The organism is Christiangramia sediminis (assembly GCF_020552705.1).
GTDB classification, from domain to species: Bacteria; Bacteroidota; Bacteroidia; order Flavobacteriales; family Flavobacteriaceae; genus Christiangramia; species Christiangramia sediminis.
The window spans coordinates 136,680-159,908 of sequence record NZ_JAJBZG010000004.1 but is presented as its reverse complement, the minus strand read 5'-3'; the positions used below and the strand labels follow the sequence as shown (position 1 = coordinate 159,908).

General features: G+C 37.1%; 26 protein-coding genes and 1 tRNA gene. 14 read left to right on the top strand and 13 right to left on the bottom strand.

Annotation, left to right across the window (positions count from 1 at the left end):
* Window positions 1-7: 7 nt before the first annotated feature.
* The 3 genes from nqrF to LGQ90_RS09245 are packed head-to-tail and all read left to right on the top strand — an operon-like array spanning window position 8 to window position 2,711.
* Window positions 8-1,294: an NADH:ubiquinone reductase (Na(+)-transporting) subunit F gene (gene nqrF, locus LGQ90_RS09255; protein WP_229340397.1), complete on the top strand. Its 1,287-nt coding sequence runs from the start codon at window positions 8-10 to the stop codon at window positions 1,292-1,294.
* A 43-nt stretch (window positions 1,295-1,337) separates the two neighbouring features.
* Window positions 1,338-1,694 carry a Na(+)-translocating NADH-quinone reductase subunit F gene (locus LGQ90_RS09250; RefSeq protein ID WP_229340395.1) on the top strand — a complete coding sequence of 119 codons (357 nt, stop codon included), beginning with the start codon at window positions 1,338-1,340 and terminating at the stop codon, window positions 1,692-1,694.
* Between the two features lie 3 nt (window positions 1,695-1,697).
* Window positions 1,698-2,711: an FAD:protein FMN transferase gene (locus LGQ90_RS09245; protein WP_229340393.1), complete on the top strand. Its 1,014-nt coding sequence runs from the start codon at window positions 1,698-1,700 to the stop codon at window positions 2,709-2,711.
* Here the strand turns inward: LGQ90_RS09245 and LGQ90_RS09240 are convergent, their stop codons facing one another.
* The 6 genes from LGQ90_RS09240 to gpmI are packed head-to-tail and all read right to left on the bottom strand — an operon-like array spanning window position 2,712 to window position 7,404.
* A complete protein-coding gene (locus tag LGQ90_RS09240; protein ID WP_229340391.1) occupies window positions 2,712-3,476 on the bottom strand; it encodes a class I SAM-dependent methyltransferase in 765 nt (254 codons plus the stop codon).
* Between the two features lie 3 nt (window positions 3,477-3,479).
* Window positions 3,480-4,043, bottom strand: coding sequence for an HNH endonuclease (locus LGQ90_RS09235; RefSeq protein ID WP_229340389.1), 564 nt, complete (start codon window positions 4,041-4,043; stop codon window positions 3,480-3,482).
* The gene (gene map, locus LGQ90_RS09230) at window positions 4,036-4,851 is read right to left on the bottom strand and encodes a type I methionyl aminopeptidase (RefSeq protein WP_229340387.1); all 816 of its coding nucleotides are present in this window, start codon (window positions 4,849-4,851) and stop codon (window positions 4,036-4,038) included. The genes LGQ90_RS09235 and map overlap by 8 nt, the downstream gene beginning before the upstream one ends.
* A gap of 8 nt (window positions 4,852-4,859) precedes the next feature.
* Entirely contained in the window at window positions 4,860-5,261 is a 402-nt protein-coding gene (locus tag LGQ90_RS09225; protein ID WP_229340385.1) for a BT0820 family HAD-type phosphatase, read from the bottom strand.
* A 52-nt stretch (window positions 5,262-5,313) separates the two neighbouring features.
* The gene (locus tag LGQ90_RS09220; RefSeq protein ID WP_229340382.1) at window positions 5,314-5,877 is read right to left on the bottom strand and encodes a TlpA family protein disulfide reductase; all 564 of its coding nucleotides are present in this window, start codon (window positions 5,875-5,877) and stop codon (window positions 5,314-5,316) included.
* Between the two features lie 9 nt (window positions 5,878-5,886).
* On the bottom strand, window positions 5,887-7,404 hold the full coding sequence (gene gpmI / locus LGQ90_RS09215) for a 2,3-bisphosphoglycerate-independent phosphoglycerate mutase (protein ID WP_229340380.1): 1,518 nt from the start codon (window positions 7,402-7,404) through the stop codon (window positions 5,887-5,889).
* A 500-nt stretch (window positions 7,405-7,904) separates the two neighbouring features.
* Between gpmI and LGQ90_RS09210 the strand changes: the two genes are divergently transcribed.
* Window positions 7,905-8,642 carry a murein L,D-transpeptidase catalytic domain family protein gene (locus tag LGQ90_RS09210; protein WP_229340378.1) on the top strand — a complete coding sequence of 246 codons (738 nt, stop codon included), beginning with the start codon at window positions 7,905-7,907 and terminating at the stop codon, window positions 8,640-8,642.
* Here the strand turns inward: LGQ90_RS09210 and LGQ90_RS09205 are convergent, their stop codons facing one another.
* The 3 genes from LGQ90_RS09205 to LGQ90_RS09195 are packed head-to-tail and all read right to left on the bottom strand — an operon-like array spanning window position 8,643 to window position 11,148.
* A complete protein-coding gene (locus LGQ90_RS09205) occupies window positions 8,643-10,274 on the bottom strand; it encodes a L,D-transpeptidase family protein (protein ID WP_229340376.1) in 1,632 nt (543 codons plus the stop codon).
* Between the two features lie 30 nt (window positions 10,275-10,304).
* Window positions 10,305-10,589, bottom strand: a complete 285-nt coding sequence (locus LGQ90_RS09200; protein WP_229340375.1) for a GNAT family N-acetyltransferase — start codon at window positions 10,587-10,589, stop codon at window positions 10,305-10,307.
* 7 nt (window positions 10,590-10,596) lie between these two features.
* Window positions 10,597-11,148: a ClpP family protease gene (locus LGQ90_RS09195; RefSeq protein WP_229340373.1), complete on the bottom strand. Its 552-nt coding sequence runs from the start codon at window positions 11,146-11,148 to the stop codon at window positions 10,597-10,599.
* A 48-nt stretch (window positions 11,149-11,196) separates the two neighbouring features.
* Here LGQ90_RS09195 and LGQ90_RS09190 point away from each other — a divergent pair, with 48 nt between their 5' ends.
* Together LGQ90_RS09190 and LGQ90_RS09185 are read left to right on the top strand one after the other, a co-directional pair.
* Window positions 11,197-11,649, top strand: a complete 453-nt coding sequence (locus tag LGQ90_RS09190) for a GNAT family N-acetyltransferase (RefSeq protein ID WP_229340371.1) — start codon at window positions 11,197-11,199, stop codon at window positions 11,647-11,649.
* A gap of 46 nt (window positions 11,650-11,695) precedes the next feature.
* Window positions 11,696-11,768, top strand: a tRNA-Gly gene (locus LGQ90_RS09185).
* 365 nt (window positions 11,769-12,133) lie between these two features.
* Here LGQ90_RS09185 and rho read toward each other — a convergent pair.
* Window positions 12,134-13,798: a transcription termination factor Rho gene (rho, locus tag LGQ90_RS09180; RefSeq protein WP_229340369.1), complete on the bottom strand. Its 1,665-nt coding sequence runs from the start codon at window positions 13,796-13,798 to the stop codon at window positions 12,134-12,136.
* 192 nt (window positions 13,799-13,990) lie between these two features.
* Between rho and LGQ90_RS09175 the strand changes: the two genes are divergently transcribed.
* The gene (locus LGQ90_RS09175; protein ID WP_229340367.1) at window positions 13,991-14,401 is read left to right on the top strand and encodes a DUF4293 domain-containing protein; all 411 of its coding nucleotides are present in this window, start codon (window positions 13,991-13,993) and stop codon (window positions 14,399-14,401) included.
* A gap of 144 nt (window positions 14,402-14,545) precedes the next feature.
* On the opposite strand, the gene LGQ90_RS09170 is transcribed toward LGQ90_RS09175, so the two are convergent.
* Entirely contained in the window at window positions 14,546-15,034 is a 489-nt protein-coding gene (locus LGQ90_RS09170; RefSeq protein WP_229340364.1) for a metallophosphoesterase family protein, read from the bottom strand.
* Window positions 15,035-15,142: 108 nt separating this feature from the next.
* On the opposite strand from LGQ90_RS09170, the gene truA reads away from it, so the two are divergent.
* Together truA and LGQ90_RS09160 are read left to right on the top strand one after the other, a co-directional pair.
* On the top strand, window positions 15,143-15,889 hold the full coding sequence (gene truA / locus LGQ90_RS09165; protein WP_229340362.1) for a tRNA pseudouridine(38-40) synthase TruA: 747 nt from the start codon (window positions 15,143-15,145) through the stop codon (window positions 15,887-15,889).
* Window positions 15,890-17,656, top strand: a complete 1,767-nt coding sequence (locus LGQ90_RS09160; RefSeq protein WP_229340361.1) for an ABC transporter ATP-binding protein — start codon at window positions 15,890-15,892, stop codon at window positions 17,654-17,656. It abuts the gene before it with no gap.
* Between the two features lie 44 nt (window positions 17,657-17,700).
* Here LGQ90_RS09160 and cdaA read toward each other — a convergent pair whose 3' ends face one another.
* Both cdaA and folP read right to left on the bottom strand, forming a co-directional pair.
* Window positions 17,701-18,474 carry a diadenylate cyclase CdaA gene (gene cdaA, locus LGQ90_RS09155; RefSeq protein WP_229340359.1) on the bottom strand — a complete coding sequence of 258 codons (774 nt, stop codon included), beginning with the start codon at window positions 18,472-18,474 and terminating at the stop codon, window positions 17,701-17,703.
* Window positions 18,475-18,511: 37 nt separating this feature from the next.
* Window positions 18,512-19,336 carry a dihydropteroate synthase gene (folP, locus tag LGQ90_RS09150; RefSeq protein ID WP_229340357.1) on the bottom strand — a complete coding sequence of 275 codons (825 nt, stop codon included), beginning with the start codon at window positions 19,334-19,336 and terminating at the stop codon, window positions 18,512-18,514.
* An 87-nt stretch (window positions 19,337-19,423) separates the two neighbouring features.
* On the opposite strand from folP, the gene LGQ90_RS09145 reads away from it, so the two are divergent.
* The 5 genes from LGQ90_RS09145 (at window position 19,424) to LGQ90_RS09125 (ending at window position 23,156) form a co-directional block, all read left to right on the top strand.
* Window positions 19,424-19,984 carry a DUF1599 domain-containing protein gene (locus LGQ90_RS09145; RefSeq protein ID WP_229340355.1) on the top strand — a complete coding sequence of 187 codons (561 nt, stop codon included), beginning with the start codon at window positions 19,424-19,426 and terminating at the stop codon, window positions 19,982-19,984.
* 9 nt (window positions 19,985-19,993) lie between these two features.
* The gene (locus LGQ90_RS09140) at window positions 19,994-21,088 is read left to right on the top strand and encodes a BT_3928 family protein (RefSeq protein WP_229340353.1); all 1,095 of its coding nucleotides are present in this window, start codon (window positions 19,994-19,996) and stop codon (window positions 21,086-21,088) included.
* A 149-nt stretch (window positions 21,089-21,237) separates the two neighbouring features.
* On the top strand, window positions 21,238-21,990 hold the full coding sequence (gene tpiA, locus LGQ90_RS09135; protein WP_229340352.1) for a triose-phosphate isomerase: 753 nt from the start codon (window positions 21,238-21,240) through the stop codon (window positions 21,988-21,990).
* Window positions 21,991-21,992: 2 nt separating this feature from the next.
* Window positions 21,993-22,826 (top strand): 50S ribosomal protein L11 methyltransferase, encoded by an 834-nt coding sequence (gene prmA / locus LGQ90_RS09130; protein ID WP_229340350.1) that lies wholly within the window; start codon window positions 21,993-21,995, stop codon window positions 22,824-22,826.
* 54 nt (window positions 22,827-22,880) lie between these two features.
* Complete coding sequence (locus LGQ90_RS09125; RefSeq protein WP_229340348.1) at window positions 22,881-23,156, top strand: ATP-dependent Clp protease adaptor ClpS; 276 nt, start codon at window positions 22,881-22,883, stop codon at window positions 23,154-23,156.
* Window positions 23,157-23,229: the final 73 nt, after the last annotated feature.

Sequence of the window (23,229 nt, the reverse complement as noted above, 5' to 3'; positions counted from 1 at the left end):
AAAGATTATGACAGTTATTATAGCGAGTGTAGTAGTATTTTTAGTACTGATTTTGTTATTGGTTTCTATCCTATTAGGAGCCAAGGCCAAATTGACCCCATCTGGTCCTGTAACTATCAATGTGAATAATGAAAAAGATATCGAAGTAGGTTCCGGCGGAACTTTACTTTCAACTTTAGGTGATAATAAGCTTTTCCTTCCTTCTGCCTGTGGTGGAGGTGGAACCTGTATCCAGTGTAAGTGTATCGTAAAAGATGGTGGTGGTGCAATTCTTCCTACTGAAGAACCTCACTTTACCAGAAAAGAGATCGCAGATGGATGGAGACTTGGTTGCCAGGTGAAGGTTAAGCAGGATATGAAAATCACTATTCCTGAAGAAGTTTTCGGGATCAAGAAGTGGGATGCTACCGTGGTTAGGAATTATAATGTTGCTTCCTTTATTAAGGAATTCGTTGTAGAGATTCCTGAACCAATGGACTATAAAGCAGGTGGATATATTCAAATTGAGATTCCTAAAACGGAAGTTAAATTTGAAGATTTCGATATTACTGCTCACCCTGAAGAACATGAAACTCCAGATAAATTTCAGGCAGAGTGGGATAAATTCAAATTATGGCCACTGGTAATGAAGAACCCGGAGACTGTGGAAAGAGCATATTCAATGGCTTCTTACCCAGCAGAAGGTCGTGAGATCATGTTGAATGTGCGTATTGCTACTCCGCCTTTCGATCGTGCTAAAGACGGTTGGATGGATGTGAATCCTGGAGTTGCTTCTTCTTATATTTTCAGTTTGAAAAAAGGAGATAAAGTTATTATTTCAGGACCTTATGGTGAATTCTTTATCAATGAGAGTGATTCTGAAATGTTATATGTAGGTGGTGGAGCCGGAATGGCGCCGATGAGATCGCACCTATATCACCTCTTCAGAACTTTAAAGACTGGTAGAAAAGTAACTTACTGGTACGGTGGTAGATCTAAAAGAGAGTTATTCTATACAGAACATTTTAGAGCATTAGAAAGAGATTTCCCTAATTTTAAATTCTATTTGGCCCTTTCAGAGCCAGCTGAAGAAGATAACTGGAAAGTGAAATCCAACCTTGATGATGAAGGAGATGGATTTGTAGGATTTATTCACCAGGTAGTGATAGATAACTATTTATCACATCATGAAGAACCGGAAGAAATTGAATTATACTTCTGTGGACCGCCATTGATGAACAAAGCTGTTCAGAAAATGGGTGAGGACTTCGGAATCCCGCCAGAGAATATCAGATTTGATGACTTTGGAGGATAGTAATTATAATCCCGCTTCGGCGGGATTTTTTTATATTTAGCACATGCCGAAATTAAACGAACAGGAACTGCATAATCTCGCGATGAATATCGTGGGGAAAGATCTCGAGGATAATGGCTATGAATTTTTAGGGGTCAATAGCAAATTGAAAAGAAATCCTCAGTTTGTAGCTCTTAAGGATACCAAGCTTCATTTTGTGATCGTAAGAGCGATCATTTATCCGGATGATCCAGGTGCTTTTGATCCTGCCTTTATGAAGGATATAAAAGAACATGCCGAAAAATTTAATGCCCGTACTTTTTATGCCGGGGTGGGGCTGGCTAATTCCAGTGATTATGATGAGCCCATTACCAGCGATGAAGATTATATTGTGAATTATTCCGGTTGGAAAGAATTTTAGTTTATGAAGAACGTATTTTTTTTAGTCATACTCGGTTTGGTGCTGTTTTCCTGCAATTCTGAAACTGAAGTAAAAAGTCATCAGTTTAACGGGGAGGCTCTGGGAACCACTTATATGGTGAAATATTTTTCAGATGATGAAATTGACTTTGAAAAATCTCTAGATAGTATTCTGGACGAAATCAATTCTTCTATGAGTACTTATATTACCAAATCTGATATTTCTAAAATAAACCGGGGCGATACTACTGTAAAGGTCGATCATAACTTCGTAAAGGTTTTTAATGCTTCAGATAAGATATATAAAGAGAGTAATGGCTTCTTTGATCCTACAGTGGGAATTCTGGTTAATGCCTACGGTTTTGGGCCGGGAGACGCTCTTAAAAAGATCGATAGTGTTAAGCTGGATTCTCTCAGAAAACTTGTGGGTTTTGATAAGATCAGGATTAAAGAAAATGGGACCATTCACAAAGAAAATCCTTCTGTTTACCTTGATTTTAATGCCATCGCCAAAGGTTATACCATAGATGTTATCGCGGAATATCTTGAAGCTAAAAATGTCCAAAATTACCTGATAGAACTTGGTGGTGAACTTAGGGCAAAAGGTAAAAATCTTGAAAATGAAGCTGAATGGGTGGTAGGAATCGATGATCCCAATCAAGAGGAAGGAAAACGTAAACTTCAGGCTAAAGTTAAATTGTCAAATTCAGCTATGGCTACCTCTGGAAATTATAGAAAATACAGGCTTGATTCTATTTCAGGTCAGAAATACGTACATACTATTAATCCTCTTACGGGAAAGGCGGAAAGAAGTAATATTTTAAGCTCTTCTGTTATCGCTGAAAGCTGTATGTTGGCCGATGGTTATGCTACTGCATTTATGGCTTTGGGTCTAGAGAGAAGCAAAGAAGTTCTAAAAAACCTGGAAAATATCGAGGTGTATATTTTATATTCGAATAAAGAGGGTGACATGGAGATATTTTCATCTCCAGGTTTTCAAAAGAATTTAGTGGAATAATTATTTATAGCAAACGGGAATGATCTCTCCCTTGGCCAGACGAAATTGGTCAATTTCCTGAGCCGTTAATTCTGAAGTATAATCTGCTTCCTCCACTTTAAAACCTATAGATCTAAGTTTATCGAAGTAGTCTCTTCCATATACCCGGACATGATCATATTGGCCAAAGATCTTTGCCCGTTCCTTAGGATCTGTAATAGTATCATCCTGAAAGGTTTCCGCTCTGTTCAATTCCTGCGGAATTTGTAAAATAGCAGTCCCGCCAGGGCTTAGGATGCGATATAATTCCTGCATCGCCTTCTTATCATCAGGAATATGTTCCAGCACGTGGTTGCATAAAATAAAGTCGAAACTATTATTTTCAAAAGGGAGATTACAAATATCTGCCTTAACATCTGCCAGCGGTGAATTAAGATCTGTAGTGGTATATTCCAGATTATTTAATTTCCTGAAACGTTTGTAAAAAGCCTGCTCTGGTGCAAAATGAAGAACTTTGAGCTTCTTCTTGAAAAATTCAGTTTCATTTTTCAAATAAAGCCATAAGAGCCTATGCCTCTCAAGAGAGAGGGTAGAAGGGGAAAGTACATTTTCCCGCTGTTGCTCGTAACCGTAAGGTAAAAACTTTCTGAAACCGCTCCCATCTATTGGATCGGTATACCGGGTACCTTTAAGATATATCTTTAAAAACGGCCTTACCAGGTAACTAATTCTAATAAGAACAGGCCTGGGAATTGAATTTAAGGCCAGTTTAAAAAGATTACTCATTCTCTATACTTCGATATCTCCCCAGTTTTCACCCGATTTAATACGATACAACTGCATCTCAGACACTCCAAATTGCTTTGCAAGTACCCTGATACGAGTTTTTCTGTCGGGATCTAAAAGTTTTTTCTTCAGGATAACAGCCTGTGCATAGGTTAACTTGGAATAGGAAGTAACTTTTCTAAGTTTCCTTTTCTTTTTGTTTTCCTGTACTTTAGGACTGTTGTATTGATGCTGGACCCATTCGTCTTTGGTGGCCCATGCCAAATTAGAAACGCGATTGTCGTTCTTCACAAAATTCTTGTGGATCACATACTGATCACCTTCTTTTTTCTCTAAAAACATTTCAGCAATAATGCGATGAATGTAATACGTCTTGTGTTTTCCATTCTTCAATTTTACCGCGAAGTTTAAATATCCACCTACTCTTCCGCCTTTCATTAAGTCTCCTTCGGGATTTTTCAGATAACTGATCATTCTTCCGAAATTTGAGACTTTGTAGATAAAGCGGTCTTCCCAGGAATCTTTGTGTAGGGTTTTCCAGATTTCCTGTCTGTAACTTTTAATCATAAACTTTTGCTCTAAATTCTTCTTCTTCTTTAGTATTAATATTTAAGGATTCATAGATGTATTTAAATGTAGATAATAATTCTGGTTTTCCGTCAACCAATGCCACATCATGTTCAAAATGGGCACTTGGCTTATTGTCGGCGGTTAATATGGTCCAGCCGTCTGGCAGCTGTTTGATTCTTTTTGTTCCCAAATTGATCATGGGTTCTATAGCTACCACCATACCTTCAACAAATTTCTTTCCTCTTCCTCTTTTGCCATAATTGGGCATTTCAGGATCTTCATGCATGGTCTTTCCTAATCCATGGCCTACAAGTTCTCTAACAACTCCGTAACCATGATCTTCAGTATATTTCTGTATAGCATAGCCTACATCACCAACGCGGTTTCCCGCTTTAAATTCTCTAATTCCAACATACAGTGACTCTTTGGTCACTTGAAGTAACTTTTTTACTTCAGGAGCCACTTCCCCAACTTCAAAAGTATAGGCATGGTCTCCATAAAAACCATTTTTTAATGCACCACAGTCAATAGAAATAATATCACCTTCTTTTAGAGGTGTGTCATTTGGAATCCCATGCACTACCTGAGCATTAGGGCTCATGCATAGTGAGTTTGGGAAATCATAAAGTCCCAGGAAACCAGGTACTGCACCATGGTCTCTGATAAATTCTTCTGCTAACTTATCAAGCTTTAGGGTAGTAACCCCCGGTTTGATCTCGGGTGCAAGGATTCCTAAGGTTTTAGACACAATAAGTGCACTTTCACGCATCAATTCTATCTCTTCTCTGGACTTTGATATTATCATATTCTTTATTACAATCTTCCGAATAAACCGGATCTTTTCTTCTTTTTCTTTTTTTGAGGATTTTCAATGCTTAGCATCTGGCATATTTCACCCCAGCCTTTAAGACCACCGAGATTACGGTCGTCAATAAAAATATCTGCTAGAATTTTTCTACTGATGGTATTATCAAATTCTTCTTCAGGATAACTCTTATTTACGGCATAGAATTTAAGTCCATTCTTGGCGCAAAAATCTACTGCTTCCTCAAGTCTTACTCCGCTACGATATGTCCATAAAATTAAGCGATGACCTTCATCTTGTAATTTTTTGAGGGATTCAAAAGCAAAAAGTATAGGTTTTCCAATTTCAGGAAATCTGTTCTCTACTATAGTGCCGTCAAAATCAACTGCTATGGTAAGAGAATTGGGCATATTGCGAAATTACTTATTATTTTCTAATTTGAGTATTGATGTGAGGTTTAAGTTATTCTGTGTAGGAATTTTTGTACTCTTTCCCACTCACTATATCAGCGATATCTTCTTCAATACTTTCCCCCTGAGAATATTCTACAAACCTGTTCACTTCTTCACCATTTTTATAAAAAATGATTGTAGGTACCCGGTGAACATTTAATTCTTCCTCAATTTTTGAAGGGGTGGTCTTATTATAATCTACCGCCACCATTTCAATATTCTTGTAATTATAATCGGCATTATCAAGAATTTTTAAAAGCTTAGGAAGTTCTCTTTTACTATCACCGCACCAGGTCCCCATAAGTACTTTGATCTTATAGTCATTGATGTTTTCCTGGATGGTTGCCATCGACTCGGTTTCAGGTGAAAATTCTTCGTAGCGTGGTGAAAACCATTTAGAGAAAGGTTTTTGCTGGAGATCCTGCTTATGGAATTCGCCTAAAAGCATATCCTGTTGAATTTCTTCTTCATCTAGAATTTCTTCTTCTAACGTTTGTGTTTCTGCCGTAGCTTTACTTACAGTATTTCCACAACTAATAGTGATAACTGCCAGTAGGATAAAGAACTTGTTCATATAAATAATTTAAATTAAGGGATCTTCTGTCATTAGATCTGGTTGGGTTATACCCATAAGTTTTAAGATAGTCGGGGCGATATTTCCTAACTTACCATCTTTAATATTTTTTATGTCCTTGTCCATCAAAATTAGCGGGACAGGATTTGTAGTATGGGCCGTATTAGGACTGCCGTCAGGATTTTTCATAACCTCACTATTCCCGTGGTCAGCAATTATAATTACAGAGTAATTTTTCTTAAATGCAGCTTCACCTACTGCTTTGGCACAAATATCAACCGTTTCACAGGCCTTGACTGCAGCATCAAAATCTCCGGTATGTCCTACCATGTCTGGATTAGCGAAATTAAGACAGATGAAATCTGCTGATTCTTTTTCAATTTCAGGAAGAATCTTATCTTTTATTTCATACGCACTCATCTCTGGCTGAAGGTCATAAGTAGCTACTTTTGGAGAATTACACATTATCCTTTTTTCTCCGCTAAAAGGTTCTTCCCTTCCTCCGGAAAAGAAAAATGTAACATGGGGATATTTTTCAGTTTCAGCAATTCTAATTTGCTTTTTACCTTCATATTCAAGAACCTCTCCCAGGGTTGCCTTGATATTGGATTTCTTAAAAATTACGTTTACATTTTTAAATCTATCATCATACTTGGTCATGGTCACGTAGTATAATGGAAGTTTTTTCATATCGTATTCGGGAAAATTATCCTGGGAAAGCGCCTGGGTAAGTTGCCTGCCTCTATCGGTTCTAAAATTGAAATAGATCACGACTTCTTTTTCACCAAGTTTGGCTACAGGATTTCCACTGTCATCAGTAATTACGATTGGTTTTATAAACTCGTCGCTAATATCCTGGTCATAACTTTCCTGGATGGCAGTCACCGCATTCGTAGATTTTTTACCTTTTCCTTTTACAATAAGATCATATGCCTGTTTAACCCGTTCCCACCTGTTATCACGATCCATCGCGTAATACCTTCCAATAACGGATGCCAGCTTGGTATTCGTTTCTTTAAGATGAGGAAGGAGATTCTCAATAAAACCTTTTCCGGAGTGAGGATCTACATCACGCCCATCGGTGAATGCATGAACATATTTTTCTTTTACTCCCAACTTTTCAGCAGCGGAGAGCAATCCCTTTAGATGATTTATATGTGAATGAACTCCACCATCGCTCACCAGGCCTAAAAAATGAACAGGTTTTTTATTTTTTACAGCATAGGTAAAAGCTTCTTCTAATACTGGCTCGTCTATAAGTGTATCTTTCTCAACCGCCATATTTATCTTCACGAGATCCTGATAAACTATACGACCTGCTCCCAGATTCATGTGACCAACTTCACTGTTTCCCATCTGGCCTTCAGGAAGTCCCACGTTCATTCCATCAGTTCTTAGAGTGGCATGCGGAAATTTATCCGGCAACGAATCCATGAATGGAGTTTTTGCTTTGGCAACCGCTGAGACTTCCTCATTCTGAGTTATGCCCCAGCCATCTAATATCATTAAAAGGACTTTCTTATTCATCTACTAAATACTTTGGGGTTAAAGATAAAAACATTTCAATGCAATGCCTGAAGTGCTGAGTATAATGTTTTATTAAAACTAACTACAATATTCAAGTTTTCATGGCTATTTCTGGTTCTGATTTTTTCTTAAGTTCACTCGTTTGTGGATGGAATATATCTCTCTGAGTAAAAAATTATTATTATTTCTACGTATGGTGAATAAAATTTTTACTCTGCAATCTTCAGGGATGTTAGCTTAAATGAGCCTTAACAAATTTTTTAAAACTCTTTAATCATAAATAGCTTAAAAATTTAACAATTAAATTTTTATAAAATAAAATAATTAACGAACCTCTTCGTTTTACTAAAACATTTAAAGTTCGATCTAATAAGTTCATTATTAGTAATATAAAAGTCCTATTTGTTAAATTTTGAGTTTTATTAAAATTCTTTCTAAATTTTCGTATGTTGGCAAGGCTTTTGGTTTTTATTAACAAAACATAGAAAAAACGATATTATATGAAGTACAGAATTCTTACGGTTGTTGGAGTATTAATTTTCTCATTTGCTTTTAGTAGCACAGCTGAAATCAACAATTCTAAAGATTCCAAAATAACTCCGGAATTATCTCTCGAAATTGAAGTTAAAAAGTCTTTTGAAGAAAAAGTGGCAGATCTTTACAAGATCTTTTCGGTGAATAATTCTACAATGCCTAATCTTTCTGTATTCGAAAAGGCCATTAGCGGGTATACAAAACTTGACGAAGCAGGCAAAGTTTCCAATCCATTATTAACGGTTATAGATTTTAATCTTTCTTCTAAAAAGAAGAGGATGTGGATCCTTAATATGGATACCAGAGAGGTTGTATTTAACACGTATGTGGCCCACGGTAGAAATACTGGGGGTGAATTTGCCAGGAACTTTTCTAATAAGGTGAATTCTCACCAGAGTTCTCTTGGTTTTTATGTGACCGGAGAAACTTATTATGGTAAAAATGGACTATCTCTATTTATAGACGGGATGGAAAAAGCTTTCAATTCTAAAGCACGTGAGCGTTATGTGGTAATCCATGGAGCAGATTATGCTGAACCTGAGTTCATCAACAGATATGGAAGACTGGGAAGAAGCTATGGTTGTCCCGCCGTTCCTAATAAGATTGCAAAAAACCTTATCCATAAAATTAAAGGAAAGTCAGTAGTCTACATTCATAAAAGTGATGAAGATTACCTGGAGAAATCAGGGCTTCTAAACGTATAATCAGGATTCGGGTTTTAATTTATCCCATGTTTTCTGATCTAAATTATAGATATCATCAATAAATTTGATGGTATCTTTTTTTTGGTAGGCAGTCCAGTAAAAGTGATGAACCTTTACCTTTTGTTTTACCGGAATTTCAGTTGTCCTGCCAGATTTGAGAATATCCTCAATTTTCTTGTCGTCATACTTCTCCTGGTCATTTAAAAGATAACTGGCCAGTCCAAGTGCATCCTGTACCCGCACACAACCTGAACTTTGTGCCCTGGTATTCTTTTCGAATAAATTTTTAGAAGGGGTGTCATGTAGATAGATCATATACTTATTGGGATAAATGATCTTGACAAGACCCAGAGGATTTGTAGGTCCGGCCGGTTGTCTGTAGATGTAAGATCGGGCTTTTGAAGAGTTCCAGTCTACTGTAGAAGGGTCTACACTGTTACCTTTACTGTCATATATTCTGATATTCTTTTTCTGAAAATAGCCTATATCTTTTTTAGCTCCCGGGATCACATCATTCTTTTTTATTGTTGGGGGAATGGTCCAGGTTGGATTGTAGATAATATAAGCTATCTCATCTGAGAAAACAGGGGTTTTTCTAACTTCAGTTCCCACCATGATCTTATGAGTTCCTACCGTATCGGTATTTTTTACCACATTTAATTCATAACCGGGAATGTTCACAATGATATAATGTTCCCCTAGATCCCTGGGGAACCAACGCCATCTCTCCAGATTTACAATAATTTGGTGATAGCGATCTTCCTTGGTGAGATTAAGATTGGAAATAGTGGTTTTGCCAAGAAGTGCATCTACCTGCAAGTCGTGATCAAGTTGAAATTTTTTAACTGCTTCCTGAATGTCTTCGTTATAAGCTGTATTTGTAGAGTCAATAGTGCCCTTAAAATAACCCAGTTCAGTAAGTCTTTTGGTTACAGAGAATATTCTATCGCTACTTTCACCTGGTCTTATAAGCTTTCCCTGGTTTATTTTTGTAGTAGTTTTATCTGCAATACCGGTCTTCTTGAAATCTTTTAAGGCAGATTTTAATTGACGATATACAATATGTTTAGATTTTAGAGTATCTAAGCTTTTCTGAATATCACCGCGTAAAATGGCATTTTCTAATAATTCCAGGGAATTAATTTCATTTAAGGGTGTTCCCCAGATTTCATGGATAGTGGTAGGATCTAATTTTCCGGTGGCGAGGTCTTTTGAAAGTCTTAAATATGAATCTGTAAGAAGTATTTCCAACAGGTTATTCTCTTCTTCAGAATTAGTATCCAGCGAACGGAATAATTTTTGAAGTTCTTCTCCATGATAATCTTCAAAAAATAGTCCTTCCTCCTCAATATTTTCAATATTTCTGAAAAGATCTTCCCGCAGCTCTCGTTTGGTCCAGACTGGCTGAAAATCGCGTTCCCTATAAAAACCTGAAACCTCGGTGCTATTGTATAATTGGGTTATTCCCGCTTCAGAATCATCAAAAAAGTCTTCAATATCGTCATTCTCGGTAAGGAAAGTTATTTCTTCAACTTCATTTCGCTCTTCTATCCCAGGTTCTTCCTGATCACTCTTACAGGCCGAAATAAGTAGCAGGCAAATAAAGGCGAATGTTAATCTGGGGCTTCGCATAAAAGAAATTTAATCAAAGTTGTTCAGGCCTTAGCTAGCCCGAACATCTTCATAAGATTTATGCAGGTCAAACTGAACTTCTGCAAAAGGACAAAGCGGGTCTATCTTTAAATTATGTTTTCGTGCAAATTCAACACTTTCTTTGATTAGGCTGGAACCAATACCCTGGTTCTCCATTTCACGTTTCACTTCGGTATGATCTATCGTAAGAACATTGTTTTCATTCTTACGATAGGTTAATTCACCGATGAGGCCTTTTTCATTTTCTATATAGAACATGCCGCGGCTGTTGCTTTCTTTATGCTTGATCTCCATTTGCAAACTATTTTTTATAAATCCCATCTACAATTCCATATTCCATAGATTCCTCAGCATCCATCCAGTAATCACGGTTAAAATCTTTCAGAACCTTCTCCACAGTCTGGCCACAATTTTCAGCAAGTATTTCAGCGCTTAGGTGTTTTGTTTTTAAGATCTCATTTGCTGCAATTTCAATATTTGAAGCCTGTCCGCGAGCACCTCCACTAGGTTGATGTATCATCACTTTTGCATGCGGCTGGATAAATCTTCTTCCTTTTTTTCCTGCAGAAAGTAGAATAGATCCCATAGAGGCTGCCAGTCCCGTACATATTGTAGAGACAGGAGATTCTAGGCTCATAATGGTGTCATAGATGGCGAATCCGTCAGTAACATAACCTCCGGGACTATTAATGAATAATTGAATTTCTTCATCTCCTTCAAGATCCAGGTATTCAAGCCTGTCGATCACATATTTGGCGGTTTTATCACTTACCTCACCCCACATGTAGATCTTTCTTTTTTCTAATAATTTATTATCTATTAAATCCTGAATTTTTCCGGTTTTATTTTTCATGAAATCCATTTAAAGCTTATTTATCTTGTTCTAAGTGTAGCTAAAAATATGACTATTTTAGCAGAAAAAAGAATCATGGAACTGGCATTTAACAAGATTTTAAAAGAAGATTTTAACCTGGTTTTGCCTTTTCTGAAGAAACTCCATGAACAGCCACCAAATGATGGATTACTTAAAGAACGCTTGCTGGAAATGTTCGACCAGAATTATGAATGTTTTGGGATTTACAAGGCTGATGAAATGATAGGAGTTTTTGGATTATGGTTTATGACCCGTCATTATGCGGGAAGAGCTTGTGAAGTTGATCATATTTATATTGAGGATCCATACCAGAGGAAAGGAGTAGGGAAGGCTTTGATGGAATTTATACATCAATTTGCTGAATCAAAGGGTTGTGAAACCATGGAATTAAACACTTATGTAGAGAATTTTGGATCTCACAAATTTTATATGAACCTCGGTTATATTATTAGAGGATATCATTTTTTAAAAAAGCTGTAAAAATTTTGGTTTTTGGAATTGTTTCAGATTATATTTGCAGCCTAAGGCGGGAGTAGCTCAGTTGGTAGAGCGTCAGCCTTCCAAGCTGAATGTCGCCGGTTCGAACCCGGTCTCCCGCTCTAAAAGCTTCATCGAAAGATGGAGCTTTTTTTATGCCCGAATTTAAGTATGGATGAATTTTGAAAATTTCCCGGAAAAATCATTGATGCTGAATGCTCTCAGGCTTCCGTTTTACTCGCTTTAAAGAGGCTTTTCAAAAGATCTAAAATAAATTTAATAAGGAATAAATGTGGTTTTATCATTTCGAAGGAGCACGGTAATTAAGAATCTAATTGATCACAGATTTCTCTGTTTCGTAAGTATAACTCTATGAATATTTAGCTGCTATAGAAGGTTACATCGTAGTAAGAGTATACATACTGGAAAATAAAAAAGCCGGAAGGTTGATCTTCCGGCTTTAATAAGTAGGGTTTAACAGTATATTTTAACCGTTCATGGAGATTAAAAACTCTTCGTTGTTTCTGGTGTTTCTTATCTTATCATTAATGAATTCCATAGCTTCCACAGGATTCATATCTGCAAGATATTTTCTAAGCACCCACATACGTTGAATTGTAGTATCGTCTAATAGAAGGTCATCTCTACGCGTACTTGAAGATACAAGGTCTATTGCAGGGAAGATTCTTCGGTTAGAAATTCTTCTGTCTAACTGAAGTTCCATGTTACCTGTTCCTTTAAATTCTTCAAAAATCACTTCATCCATTTTAGATCCTGTCTCTGTTAGCGCAGTGGCTATAATAGATAAGGAACCGCCGTTCTCAATATTACGTGCAGCACCAAAGAATCTCTTTGGTTTGTGAAGTGCATTTGCATCTACACCACCACTTAATACTTTACCGCTGGCAGGCTGAACTGTGTTATAAGCTCTTGCAAGCCTTGTGATAGAATCCAGTAAGATCACTACATCATGACCACATTCAACCAGACGCTTTGCTTTTTCCAGCACAATATTTGCAACTCTCACATGCTCGTGAGCCTCTTTATCAAAAGTTGAAGCTACCACTTCACCTTTTACGTTACGTTGCATATCGGTAACCTCTTCAGGTCTCTCATCGATTAGTAATACGATTTGATATACTTCGGGATGATTCGCTGCAATTGCATTGGCGATATCCTTTAGTAACATCGTTTTACCGGTCTTAGGTTGAGAAACGATCATTCCACGCTGACCTTTTCCGATAGGTGCGAAAAGATCCATTACCCTTGTAGAGATGGAACTCTGCTTATCGGCAAGGTTAAATTTATCTTTAGGGAAAAGCGGGGTAAGGTGTTCAAAAGAAACACGATCTCTTACTACCTGCGGATCAAGTCCATTAATTTTATTGATCTTGATAAGAGGGAAATATTTTTCACCTTCTTTTGGTGGTCTAATTTGCCCTTGTACAGTATCGCCTGTCTTAAGACCAAACAGTCTTATTTGTGACTGAGATACATAAATATCATCTGGTGAAGTAAGATAGTTATAATCTGAAGATCTCAGGAAACCGTAGTTATCCTGCATGATGTCCAGCACTCCTTCGCTTTCTATGATCGCATCAAATTCGTAATCTGGTTCGCGGTAACGATTTCTGTTATCACGGTTTCCATTATTTTTCTTATTGTCGGTACGATTATCGTTGCGATTGGTATTCCTGTTATCGCTGCGGTTCTCATTTCGGTTCTCATTGCGATTATCACTTCGATTCTCATTGCGATTTTCATTTCTACCACGGCTCTCCTTTTTAGGATTCGGACTTCTGTCTCTATCTTTTTTTGGAGGGGGAGTATTCCTTTTTTCATCTCTTTGAGAAGAATGAGAGGAGTCTTTTCCTGAAGGTTTTGAATGAGCGGCTTTTGGATTAGAATCAGGTCGGGATGGCTTTTTATCACTACCAATCTTCGCCGGTCTTTTAGGTTTTTCTTTAGCCTTCTCGTCTTTATCGTCGGTAAGAACTTCTTTCACTTTAGTAGGATTTGATGCCTGGTAATCCAGAATCTGATACACCAAATCTAGTTTTTTCAAAGTCTTATACTTAGGAACGTTAAGAGTTTGAGCAATTTCCTTAAGTTCAGGAAGCTTTTTAGCTTTTAATTCTGAAATTTCAAACATGAATGCGTTTAAATAATTTTTTTTGGATTGATTTTAAAAACTTCTCGTGGAAGAATAAAAAGTTTTGGAGACTTAAGTAACCAATGTTGAATGGGTTACGAAATGTTCCTGCAATAATACAACTTTATTTTAAACTTTTACACAGTAATTCTAAAAAGAATCTTTTATTTTTGTGCCGCAACAGCGACAAATATGCTCCAAAGAATACAAACTGTTTACTTACTTTTAGCAGCTATAACGGCGGCTGGTCTTATTTTCGTATTTTCACTCTGGACAAATTCAGCAGGGGAAGAGATTTATGCTCAGGATCAGTTAATTGCCTTTGGAATGTTCCTTGGATCGGCAGCTATCTCGTTAGTGAGTATCTTTATGTTTAAAAATAGAAAACTCCAGTTTGTACTGGGGCGTCTAAATATAATATTGAACCTTTTTTTACTAGGAGTGTTTGTTTATTGGTCTCTAACTTTACCTGGAGAAATGGATATTTCAGAGAAGGGTATTGGGATGTTTCTTCCTATTATTTCTATCGTTTTTATTGTTTTGGCCAATAAGGCCATCAAAAAGGACGAAGATCTCGTAAAATCTGTTGACCGATTACGATAAGCCTATCATCTTAGTAGTATTAGTGCGTGAAAAACCCGAAGTGAATGCTTCGGGTTTTTTGATAGAATAATTTTCTGATGTTTTATTTTTTCCTCTCCGCGGCGGAAAGGGTAGGGAGAGGGAGATTAAAAAAATGCAATTTTTTTATTCTAATTCAATAACTTCCAGGTCCTTAATTTCCTTTCCATCAATTTTAAATCTTAGCATCGTTCGTTTTTGGTGAAATCCCTGTTTTCCTGCGGCTCCTGGATTCATATGAAGCAGTTTCAGAGTTTTGTCATTCATCACCTTTAATATATGAGAGTGGCCGGATATAAAAATCTTTGGAGGATTTTTCCTGATTTCTTCTCTTACTGCGGGAGAGTATTTTCCAGGATAACCACCAATGTGAGTGATCCATACATCCACATCTTCACACATAAATCTATTGTTTAGCGGAAACTCTTTTCTAATGGTCGCATTATCAATATTTCCGTAAACTGCTTTTAAAGGTTTCAGGGCCTGAAGTTGATCGGTTACCTCAAGAGTGCCTATATCTCCTGCATGCCATATTTCATCAGCCTGTTCCGCATAATGCAGAATTCTGTCATTCATATGGGCATGAGTATCACTTAGAAGAAGGATCTTTTTCAAATCTTAGGATTTTAAAATTCGTTTAACAAAGGATGCTGCGGCAAAGACTTTTTCCTTGCTATAATTGCCTTATCTTTGCATTTCGCTAATATAAAAATAAAGCGGAGCTTGCGGTACTTTATAGAACTCTCATATTTTGGAAAAGCCTATCATGGTTGGCAAAATCAGCCGAACTCTTTAAGTGTTCAGGAGCTCCTGGAAAAAAACCTTAGCAAAGTTCTGGGTTCTTCTATTCAGATTGTTGGTGCAGGAAGAACAGATGCCGGGGTTCATGCCAGGCAAATGTTTGCCCACTTTGATTCTGCTAAACCTATTAATAGAGAACTTTTAAAGTATAAGCTAAATTCCATGCTTCCGAAAGATATAGGCATTGCAAGTATTTTTTCTGTAAAAAAGGAGGCTCATGCCCGTTTCGATGCATTATCCAGAAGTTATGAATATCATATTATTCAGGAAAAAGATCCGTTTAATAGAGATAACTCCTGGTTTTTGAAGCATGAACTGGATGTAGAAAAGATGAATATGGCCGCGGCTATTTTAAAAGAGTACACTAATTTTAAATGTTTCTCTAAAAGCCGTACTGATGTGAGAACTTATAATTGCAGAATTGATGAAGCTGAATGGCGCTTAGAAGAAAATAAGTTGATTTTCCATATTACCGCCGACAGATTTCTTAGAAATATGGTTCGGGCAGTGGTTGGAACTCTTATAGAAATTGGCCAAAATAAATATCCTGTTTCTCATATGCATGAAGTAATTAAGAGTGAAGACAGGGGAAAGGCAGGAACGTCTGTTCCTGCACAAGGATTATACTTAACCAGGATAGAATATCCTGAAAATATCAGAATAGACTAAATGGCATCAAATACTGGAAATGCGTTCGATATGGATTTGTTTAAGCGTTTGCTTAGATATACGAATCCTTATAAGCGAATATTTTATTTCGTTGGAGTCGCGGCTATTCTGGTTTCCTTATTTGCCGTTTTAAGACCAATTCTTTTACAGGAAACGGTAGATGAGGCCTTAATTCCATCAGATTTTGATAGCTTAATTTACTACGTAAGCCTGATGATGGGCGTTTTGGTTCTGGAAGTTATATTCCAGTTCTGTTTTATCTATTATGCTAACTGGCTGGGGCAGGAAGTTGTGCGTGATATCAGAGTGAAGCTATTTAAGCATATGCTTGGCTTTAGAATGAAGTATTACGATAAATCGGCTGTTGGAAGATTGGTAACACGGGCGGTCAGTGATATTGAAACCATTGCCAGTATTTTTAGTCAGGGTCTGTTTATGATCATTAGTGATCTTCTTAAAATGCTGGTTGTTATTGGGGTGATGTTCTATAAAAGCTGGGAATTAACCTTATTGGTGCTCACAGTTCTTCCGTTTATTATTTATGCTACCCGTGTTTTTCAGAAAAAAATGAAACTGGCTTTTGAAGAGGTAAGAACCCAGGTAGCGAATCTCAATACTTTCGTTCAGGAGCGAATTACGGGAATGAAGATCGTTCAGCTTTTTACCAGGGAAAAAACTGAATATGCCAATTTTCAGGAGATCAACGATAAACATAGAAAAGCCTGGGTAAAAACAGTCTGGTATAACTCCATTTTCTTTCCAATTGCGGAAATGTCTACCTCTATCACCATCGGACTCATTGTGTGGTTTGGAGGTTTAAGAGTAGTGGCAGGAGACGATATGTCGCTGGGTATCATCGTAGCCTTTATTGAATTGTCACAAATGCTCTTCAGACCACTAAGGCAGATAGCAGATAAGTTCAATACCCTGCAAATGGGAATGGTCGCGGCAAATCGTGTTTTCGATATCATAGATACCAAAGCGAATATTGAAGATAACGGCACTATAGAAGTTGGAAATCTAAATGGAGAGATCGAATTCAAAGATGTTCGTTTTAGCTATGTAGATGATGAAGAAGTGCTTAAAGGAATTTCCTTTAAAGTAAATCCCGGAGAAACCGTTGCGATTGTTGGAGCCACGGGTGCCGGAAAATCAACCATCATCAATCTGCTTAGCCGTTTTTATGAAATTGATAGCGGTACTATTTTGGTGGACAACACCAACATTAAAGAGATTCAGCTTAGGTCTTTAAGGGCTCAAATAGCCGTGGTATTACAGAATGTTTTTCTTTTTGCTGATACTATTATGAATAATATTAACCTTGACAATCCTGATATTTCTGATGAAGATGTGATCAACGCAGCTAAACAGATCGGGATACACGAGTTTATAAGCTCATTACCTGGCGGGTATTATTACAATGTAAAGGAAAGAGGAGCGATGCTTTCCTCAGGTCAACGGCAGTTGATCTCATTCTTAAGAGCCTATGTTAGTAATCCAAGTATTCTTGTCTTGGATGAAGCGACCTCTTCTGTAGATTCGTATAGCGAACAGTTAATTCAGGATGCTACAGATAAAATTACTGAAGGTAGGACTTCTATCGTGATCGCACACCGTCTTGCTACTATCAAAAAGGCCGATAAGATCATTGTGATGGATCAGGGGGAGATTGTTGAAATTGGTAATCATAAAGAATTACTTCAGAAAACAGAGGGTTATTACAGAAAGCTTTATGAAGTTCAGTTCAAGGAAGAAGAAGCGATTTAAACCAAGTTAATAGAGAAATAAATTAAATTCTCTTTTAAGGAAATTTAGGTGATATCCTCTTTGATCTTGTCTTTCAATTCTTCCATCGTTTCGAACATTATAAACTGGCCGTCTTTTATATAAGAGGTTTGTCCCGTTTCCTCACTTACCACAAGGGCGAGGGCATCTGTTTTTTCAGTAATTCCAACCGCAGCACGGTGCCTTAATCCAAACCTGAGGGGAATGGATCTATCGTTAGAAACAGGTAATATCACCCGGGTGGCCGTGATCTTATTTTCTTCAATAATCATCGCCCCGTCATGTAACGGACTATTTTTAAAAAAGATAGATTCTATAATAGGCTGATTCAGTTCGATCTTCATTTTATCTCCCGTATTCTTAACGAAATCAAGCTTATTGCTTTGCTGAATAACCATAAGTGCTCCGGTATAGGTCTTCCCCATCGTTTCGCAGGCATCTATGATCGCATCCACATTAATTTTTGAATCAAAATCATCCCGGTTAAATTTAAAGCTTCTGAAAAATCTACCTTTTTGGGTGAAGTTCGTAGAACCTATCATTAAAAGGAATTTTCGGATTTCCTGCTGAAAAACCACGATAAGCGCAAATACACCAACTCCCACAAATTCACCCAGCACACTGCTTAGCAATTCCATTTGTAGTAACTGTGTAAGTAGCCAGACAAGGTAAATTACTACGATACCAATAAAAATGTTGACGGCAGCGGTTCCACGTACCAGTTTATATACATAGTAGAGTAGAAGGGCTACAAAAACAATATCCAGGATATCGAGAATTCGAAGATCTATGATGTCCAAATTGCGGGGGTTTTATGTAAAAATAGAAAAACTAAAATTAGTTTCTTAATTCATGAGTTAATTTGATGCATTCCAAGGCTTCTTTCACATCATGAACCCTTAATATATTTGCTCCTTTAAAGAGGGCTGCCGTGTTTAGGACAGTAGTACCGTTCAGGGCTTCATTTGCTGAAATATTCAATTTTTTCCAGATCATACTTTTTCTTGAAACACCCACCAGTAAAGGTAATTCCAGGTTATTAAAAAGTTCAAGTTTGGAAAGTAATTCAAAATTCTGCGCAATATTCTTCGCAAAACCAAAGCCGGGATCAATAATAATATCATTAATTCCAAGTTCTCTGGCAGCTCTGATCCTTTCTGAAAAGTAAAAAAGAACTTCAGAAGTCAGGTCTTCGTATTGATTAAGATCTTTCATGGTTTGCGGAGTTCCCTTCATGTGCATCATGATATATGGAACCTGATTTTCAGCAATAACAGAAAGCATCTCTTGGTCCAGTTTTCCGGCGGAAATATCATTGATCATGGCTGCGCCTGCCTGGATACTATTATTAGCTACTTTGGCTCTAAAGGTATCTACTGAAATTACAGCTTCAGGAAACTCTTTCAAAATAAGTTCAATTGCCGGAATCATTCTTTTTAATTCCTCCTCCACTGAAATATCATCTGCTCCCGGCCTGGAACTATAAGCACCCAGATCAAGAAAGGTAGCTCCCTCCGTTAGCATTTTTTCCGCCTGTTTGAGAATCTCTTTTTCGCTTTCAAAACGGCTTCCGCTGTAAAAAGAATCGGGGGTGATATTAATAATTCCCATCACTTTTGGATGTGAAAGGTCTATCAGGCTTCCTTTACAATTGATAAACATGCGATTGTTCAGATTTTTTGATAGTGCAGAAATAACTTTGACTATCTGAAATATTTGCCCGAAATTTACGGAAATTACATCTACTTCATGCAGGATACTTCAAAACAATACGACGCGGTAATTGAAGGCTGCCGCAGTTTGTTTCTAAATAAAATGAAAGATTACGGTTGTGCCTGGAGAATTTTAAGGCTACCGTCGCTTACCGATCAAATATTCATAAAAGCCCAGCGAATTAGACAATTACAGGAAAGCGATGTGCGTAAAGTAGATGAGGATGAAAAATCTGAATTCATAGGGATCATCAATTATTCTGTAATGGCGCTTATCCAATTGGAGAAAGGGATAGCGGTACAACCAGATCTAAATCCTGATGAAGCTATTGCTCTTTATGATGAAAAGATAGCTGAAACTAAGGAACTAATGATGAATAAGAATCACGATTATGGTGAAGCCTGGCGCGACATGAGAATTAGTTCTTTGACAGATCTTATAATCCAGAAGCTACTTCGGGTAAAACAAATAGAGGATAATAAAGGTAAAACCCTGGTTAGTGAAGGTATAGATGCCAATTATCAAGATATGATCAACTATTCAGTTTTCGCTATGATACATTTTAGCGAAGCCGAAGAAATAACTACTGCTAAATAACACTAGGATATGAAAGCAATTGTAAGTATCGCCAGAATACTGGTTGGAGTTCTTTTTATTTTTTCAGGATTTATAAAATTGAACGACCCGGTTGGTTTCTCTTATAAATTGCAGGAATATTTTAGCGAGCCTGTGCTTGATATTCCGTTTCTAATTCCTTTTGCGCTTGTTATCGCCATATTGTTAGTGATATTTGAGTTAGTAGTGGGGATAATGTTGCTAATTGGCTATGTTCCTAAATTTACCAGTTGGAGTCTTTTGGTGATGATCGTTTTCTTTACCTTCCTTACTTTTTATTCTGCCTATTTTAATAAAGTAACAGATTGTGGATGTTTCGGAGATGCTATTCCGCTCACCCCATGGGAGTCTTTTTATAAGGATATCATTCTGCTGGTTCTGATCTTGATAATTTTCTTCAATCAAAAATTTATCAATCCTATTTTTCCAGTAAAATATCATAAGTGGGTGGTGTTTATCTCTTTTTTGGCTTGTTTTGCCTTTTGCTATCATGTATTGATGCATTTACCTGTATTCGATTTCAGACCCTATAAAGTTGGAAATAATATTCCTGAAAAAATGAAATTACCTGAAGGTGCAGAAAAAGCTGAAGTAGTCTATAGCTGGAAATTCAATGTGAATGGAGAAGAGAAAATAATTAAAAATAATGGTGCTTATCCTCAAATTGATGGGGAGTTTATAGGAGTGGAAACTTCACAATCTGGAGAGAATGCGCTCCCTCCAATTCATGACTTCGTGATAGAAGGAGAGGAAGGAGATATTACCGAAGAAGTTCTTTCTGCAGATAAGGTTTTATTGATAGTAGCTTATAATCTTCGTTCGACAGAAATGGAAGGTTACAAAGCGGTTAAATCACTGAGTGAGAATGCCCGTCAGAAAGGATACCGGGTAATTGGGCTTACCGCATCGGGAGGCGATCTTCAGACTGAATTAAAGAAAAAATACCAGCTCAACTTTGATTTTTACCAGACCGACGAAACGGCGCTAAAAACCATTGTTCGTGCAAACCCCGGATTTCTTACCCTTGAAAACGGAACAATTACACAGAAAAAGCACTGGTTTGATGCTTCAGATATTGAATTATAAATTAATTAGTGTGGTCTTTGAATATTTTCTAAAATTTCAAGGTTTGGCATCGGTTTAAGATTCAGTGAATTCTCCTTTCCTTATATTTGTTTTAACTGATATCTTCTGGTATCAGCTAAAATGATCTAGCAAAAACCAAAAATAAAATCATGAGAGATAATATAGTTGCCGGAAACTGGAAAATGAATAATGACCTTGCGGAAACCGAGGAACTGTTAGGAAAGTTAAAACTTCAGATGGTTAAGGAACCCGAAGCAAAAGTGATGGTTGCTCCTTCTTTTACTAATCTATATCCAACTTTTCAGGCACTTAAAGGCACCCCGGTAATTGTGGCTGCTCAAAATATGCACGAAAGCGAGAAAGGCGCCTATACGGGGGAAATTTCTGCTAGCATGCTTAAAAGTATTGGTGTTACTACCGTGATTATTGGTCACAGTGAGCGAAGAGCTTATTTTAATGAAACCAATGATATCCTGGCTAAAAAGGTAAAGACCGCAATAGAGAATGAAATGACCGTAATTTTCTGTTTTGGTGAGGAATTGGACGATCGAAAGAGCGATAAGCATTTCGATTTGGTAGAAACTCAGTTAAAAGAAAGTCTTTTTCAACTGCCTCAAAGTGCGTGGAAATATATAATCCTGGCTTATGAACCGGTTTGGGCAATTGGAACCGGAGAAACTGCCAGCCCGGAGCAGGCTCAGGAAATGCATAAACATGTACGTGCGCTTTTAAATAAAAATGTTGGAAAAGAAGTGGCTGAAAATACTTCTATTCTTTACGGAGGGAGTGTAAAACCTAATAATGCCAGGGAAATTTTCGCAAAAGAGGATGTAGATGGAGGTCTTATTGGTGGAGCAAGTCTTAATGCCGTAGACTTTGTAGAGATTGTAAATTCATTTTAAGAATGGCTGGAAATTATTTCGAATTTCAGTTTAAAATAGATCCGGTTCAGCCGGCTTCTGAAATCCTTATTGCCGAATTGGGTTACCTGGGATTTGAGAGTTTTGTAGAGAATGATGATGGTATTACCGCTTATATTCCGGAAGAAGAATATGAAGATGATATACTGGCTAATGTTCATATTCTGCAATCAGAAGATTTTAAGATCACTTATAGTCAGAATGAAATAGAACGGGTGAACTGGAACGAAGAGTGGGAGAAGAATTTTACTCCTATTCTTGTAGATGAACGTTGCAGTGTAAGAGCGCCATTTCATGAAAAACTTGATGTTAATTTTGATATTGTTATTGAACCTAAAATGTCCTTTGGTACTGGTCACCATGCCACTACCCATATGATGATACAGCATATTCTGAAGAATGACTGGGAAGGAAAAAGCGTTTTGGATATGGGCTGCGGAACAGGGGTTCTAGCTATTCTTGCTGCCATGAAAGGAGCAAAGACGATAGATGCTATAGATATTGATAACTGGTGTTATTTAAATACTTTGGAGAACATCAGTAGAAATGATTGCGAACATATTAATGTGGAAGAAGGAGGAGCAGAGTTGCTTGAGGGCCGTGAATATGATACCATACTGGCGAATATCAACCGCAATATCCTTTTACGAGATCTGCCTATCTATGAAAAAAGTCTTAAAGCAAATGGAGATTTATTTTTAAGCGGATTTTACGAAGGCGACCTGCCGGCAATTAAAAAGGCCTGTGAAAAAGCTGGTTTGGACTTTATAGAAAATTTTGAGAGGAATGACTGGGTCGCTGCAAAGTTTTCACGCTAAGGTTTTTATCAATAATTGTATCTTTACCGCATGTAGAAAGAGAAATTTTTGAAGATGAGTACGAAAGAAGAATTATTAGAAGAGGTTGAAGTAAAGACCAAAGAAAAGAAAGAGAATGAGATCGTATTATATAACGACGATTATAATACTTTTGATCATGTGATAGAAACTTTGATCTATGCCTGTGAACATACTCCAGAGCAGGCGGAACAATGTTCTATTCTGGTGCATTATAAAGGAAAATGCACGGTTAAAACCGGTCCTTATAAAGAATTAAAACCACGTTGCTCTAAATTATTGGACGCCGGTTTAAGTGCCGAAATAATTTAGTTCAAAAAATCCTATTAAACTTTTCAGATTTTAAAATAAACAATATATTTGCACCCGCTTTGTAAGATAGTAA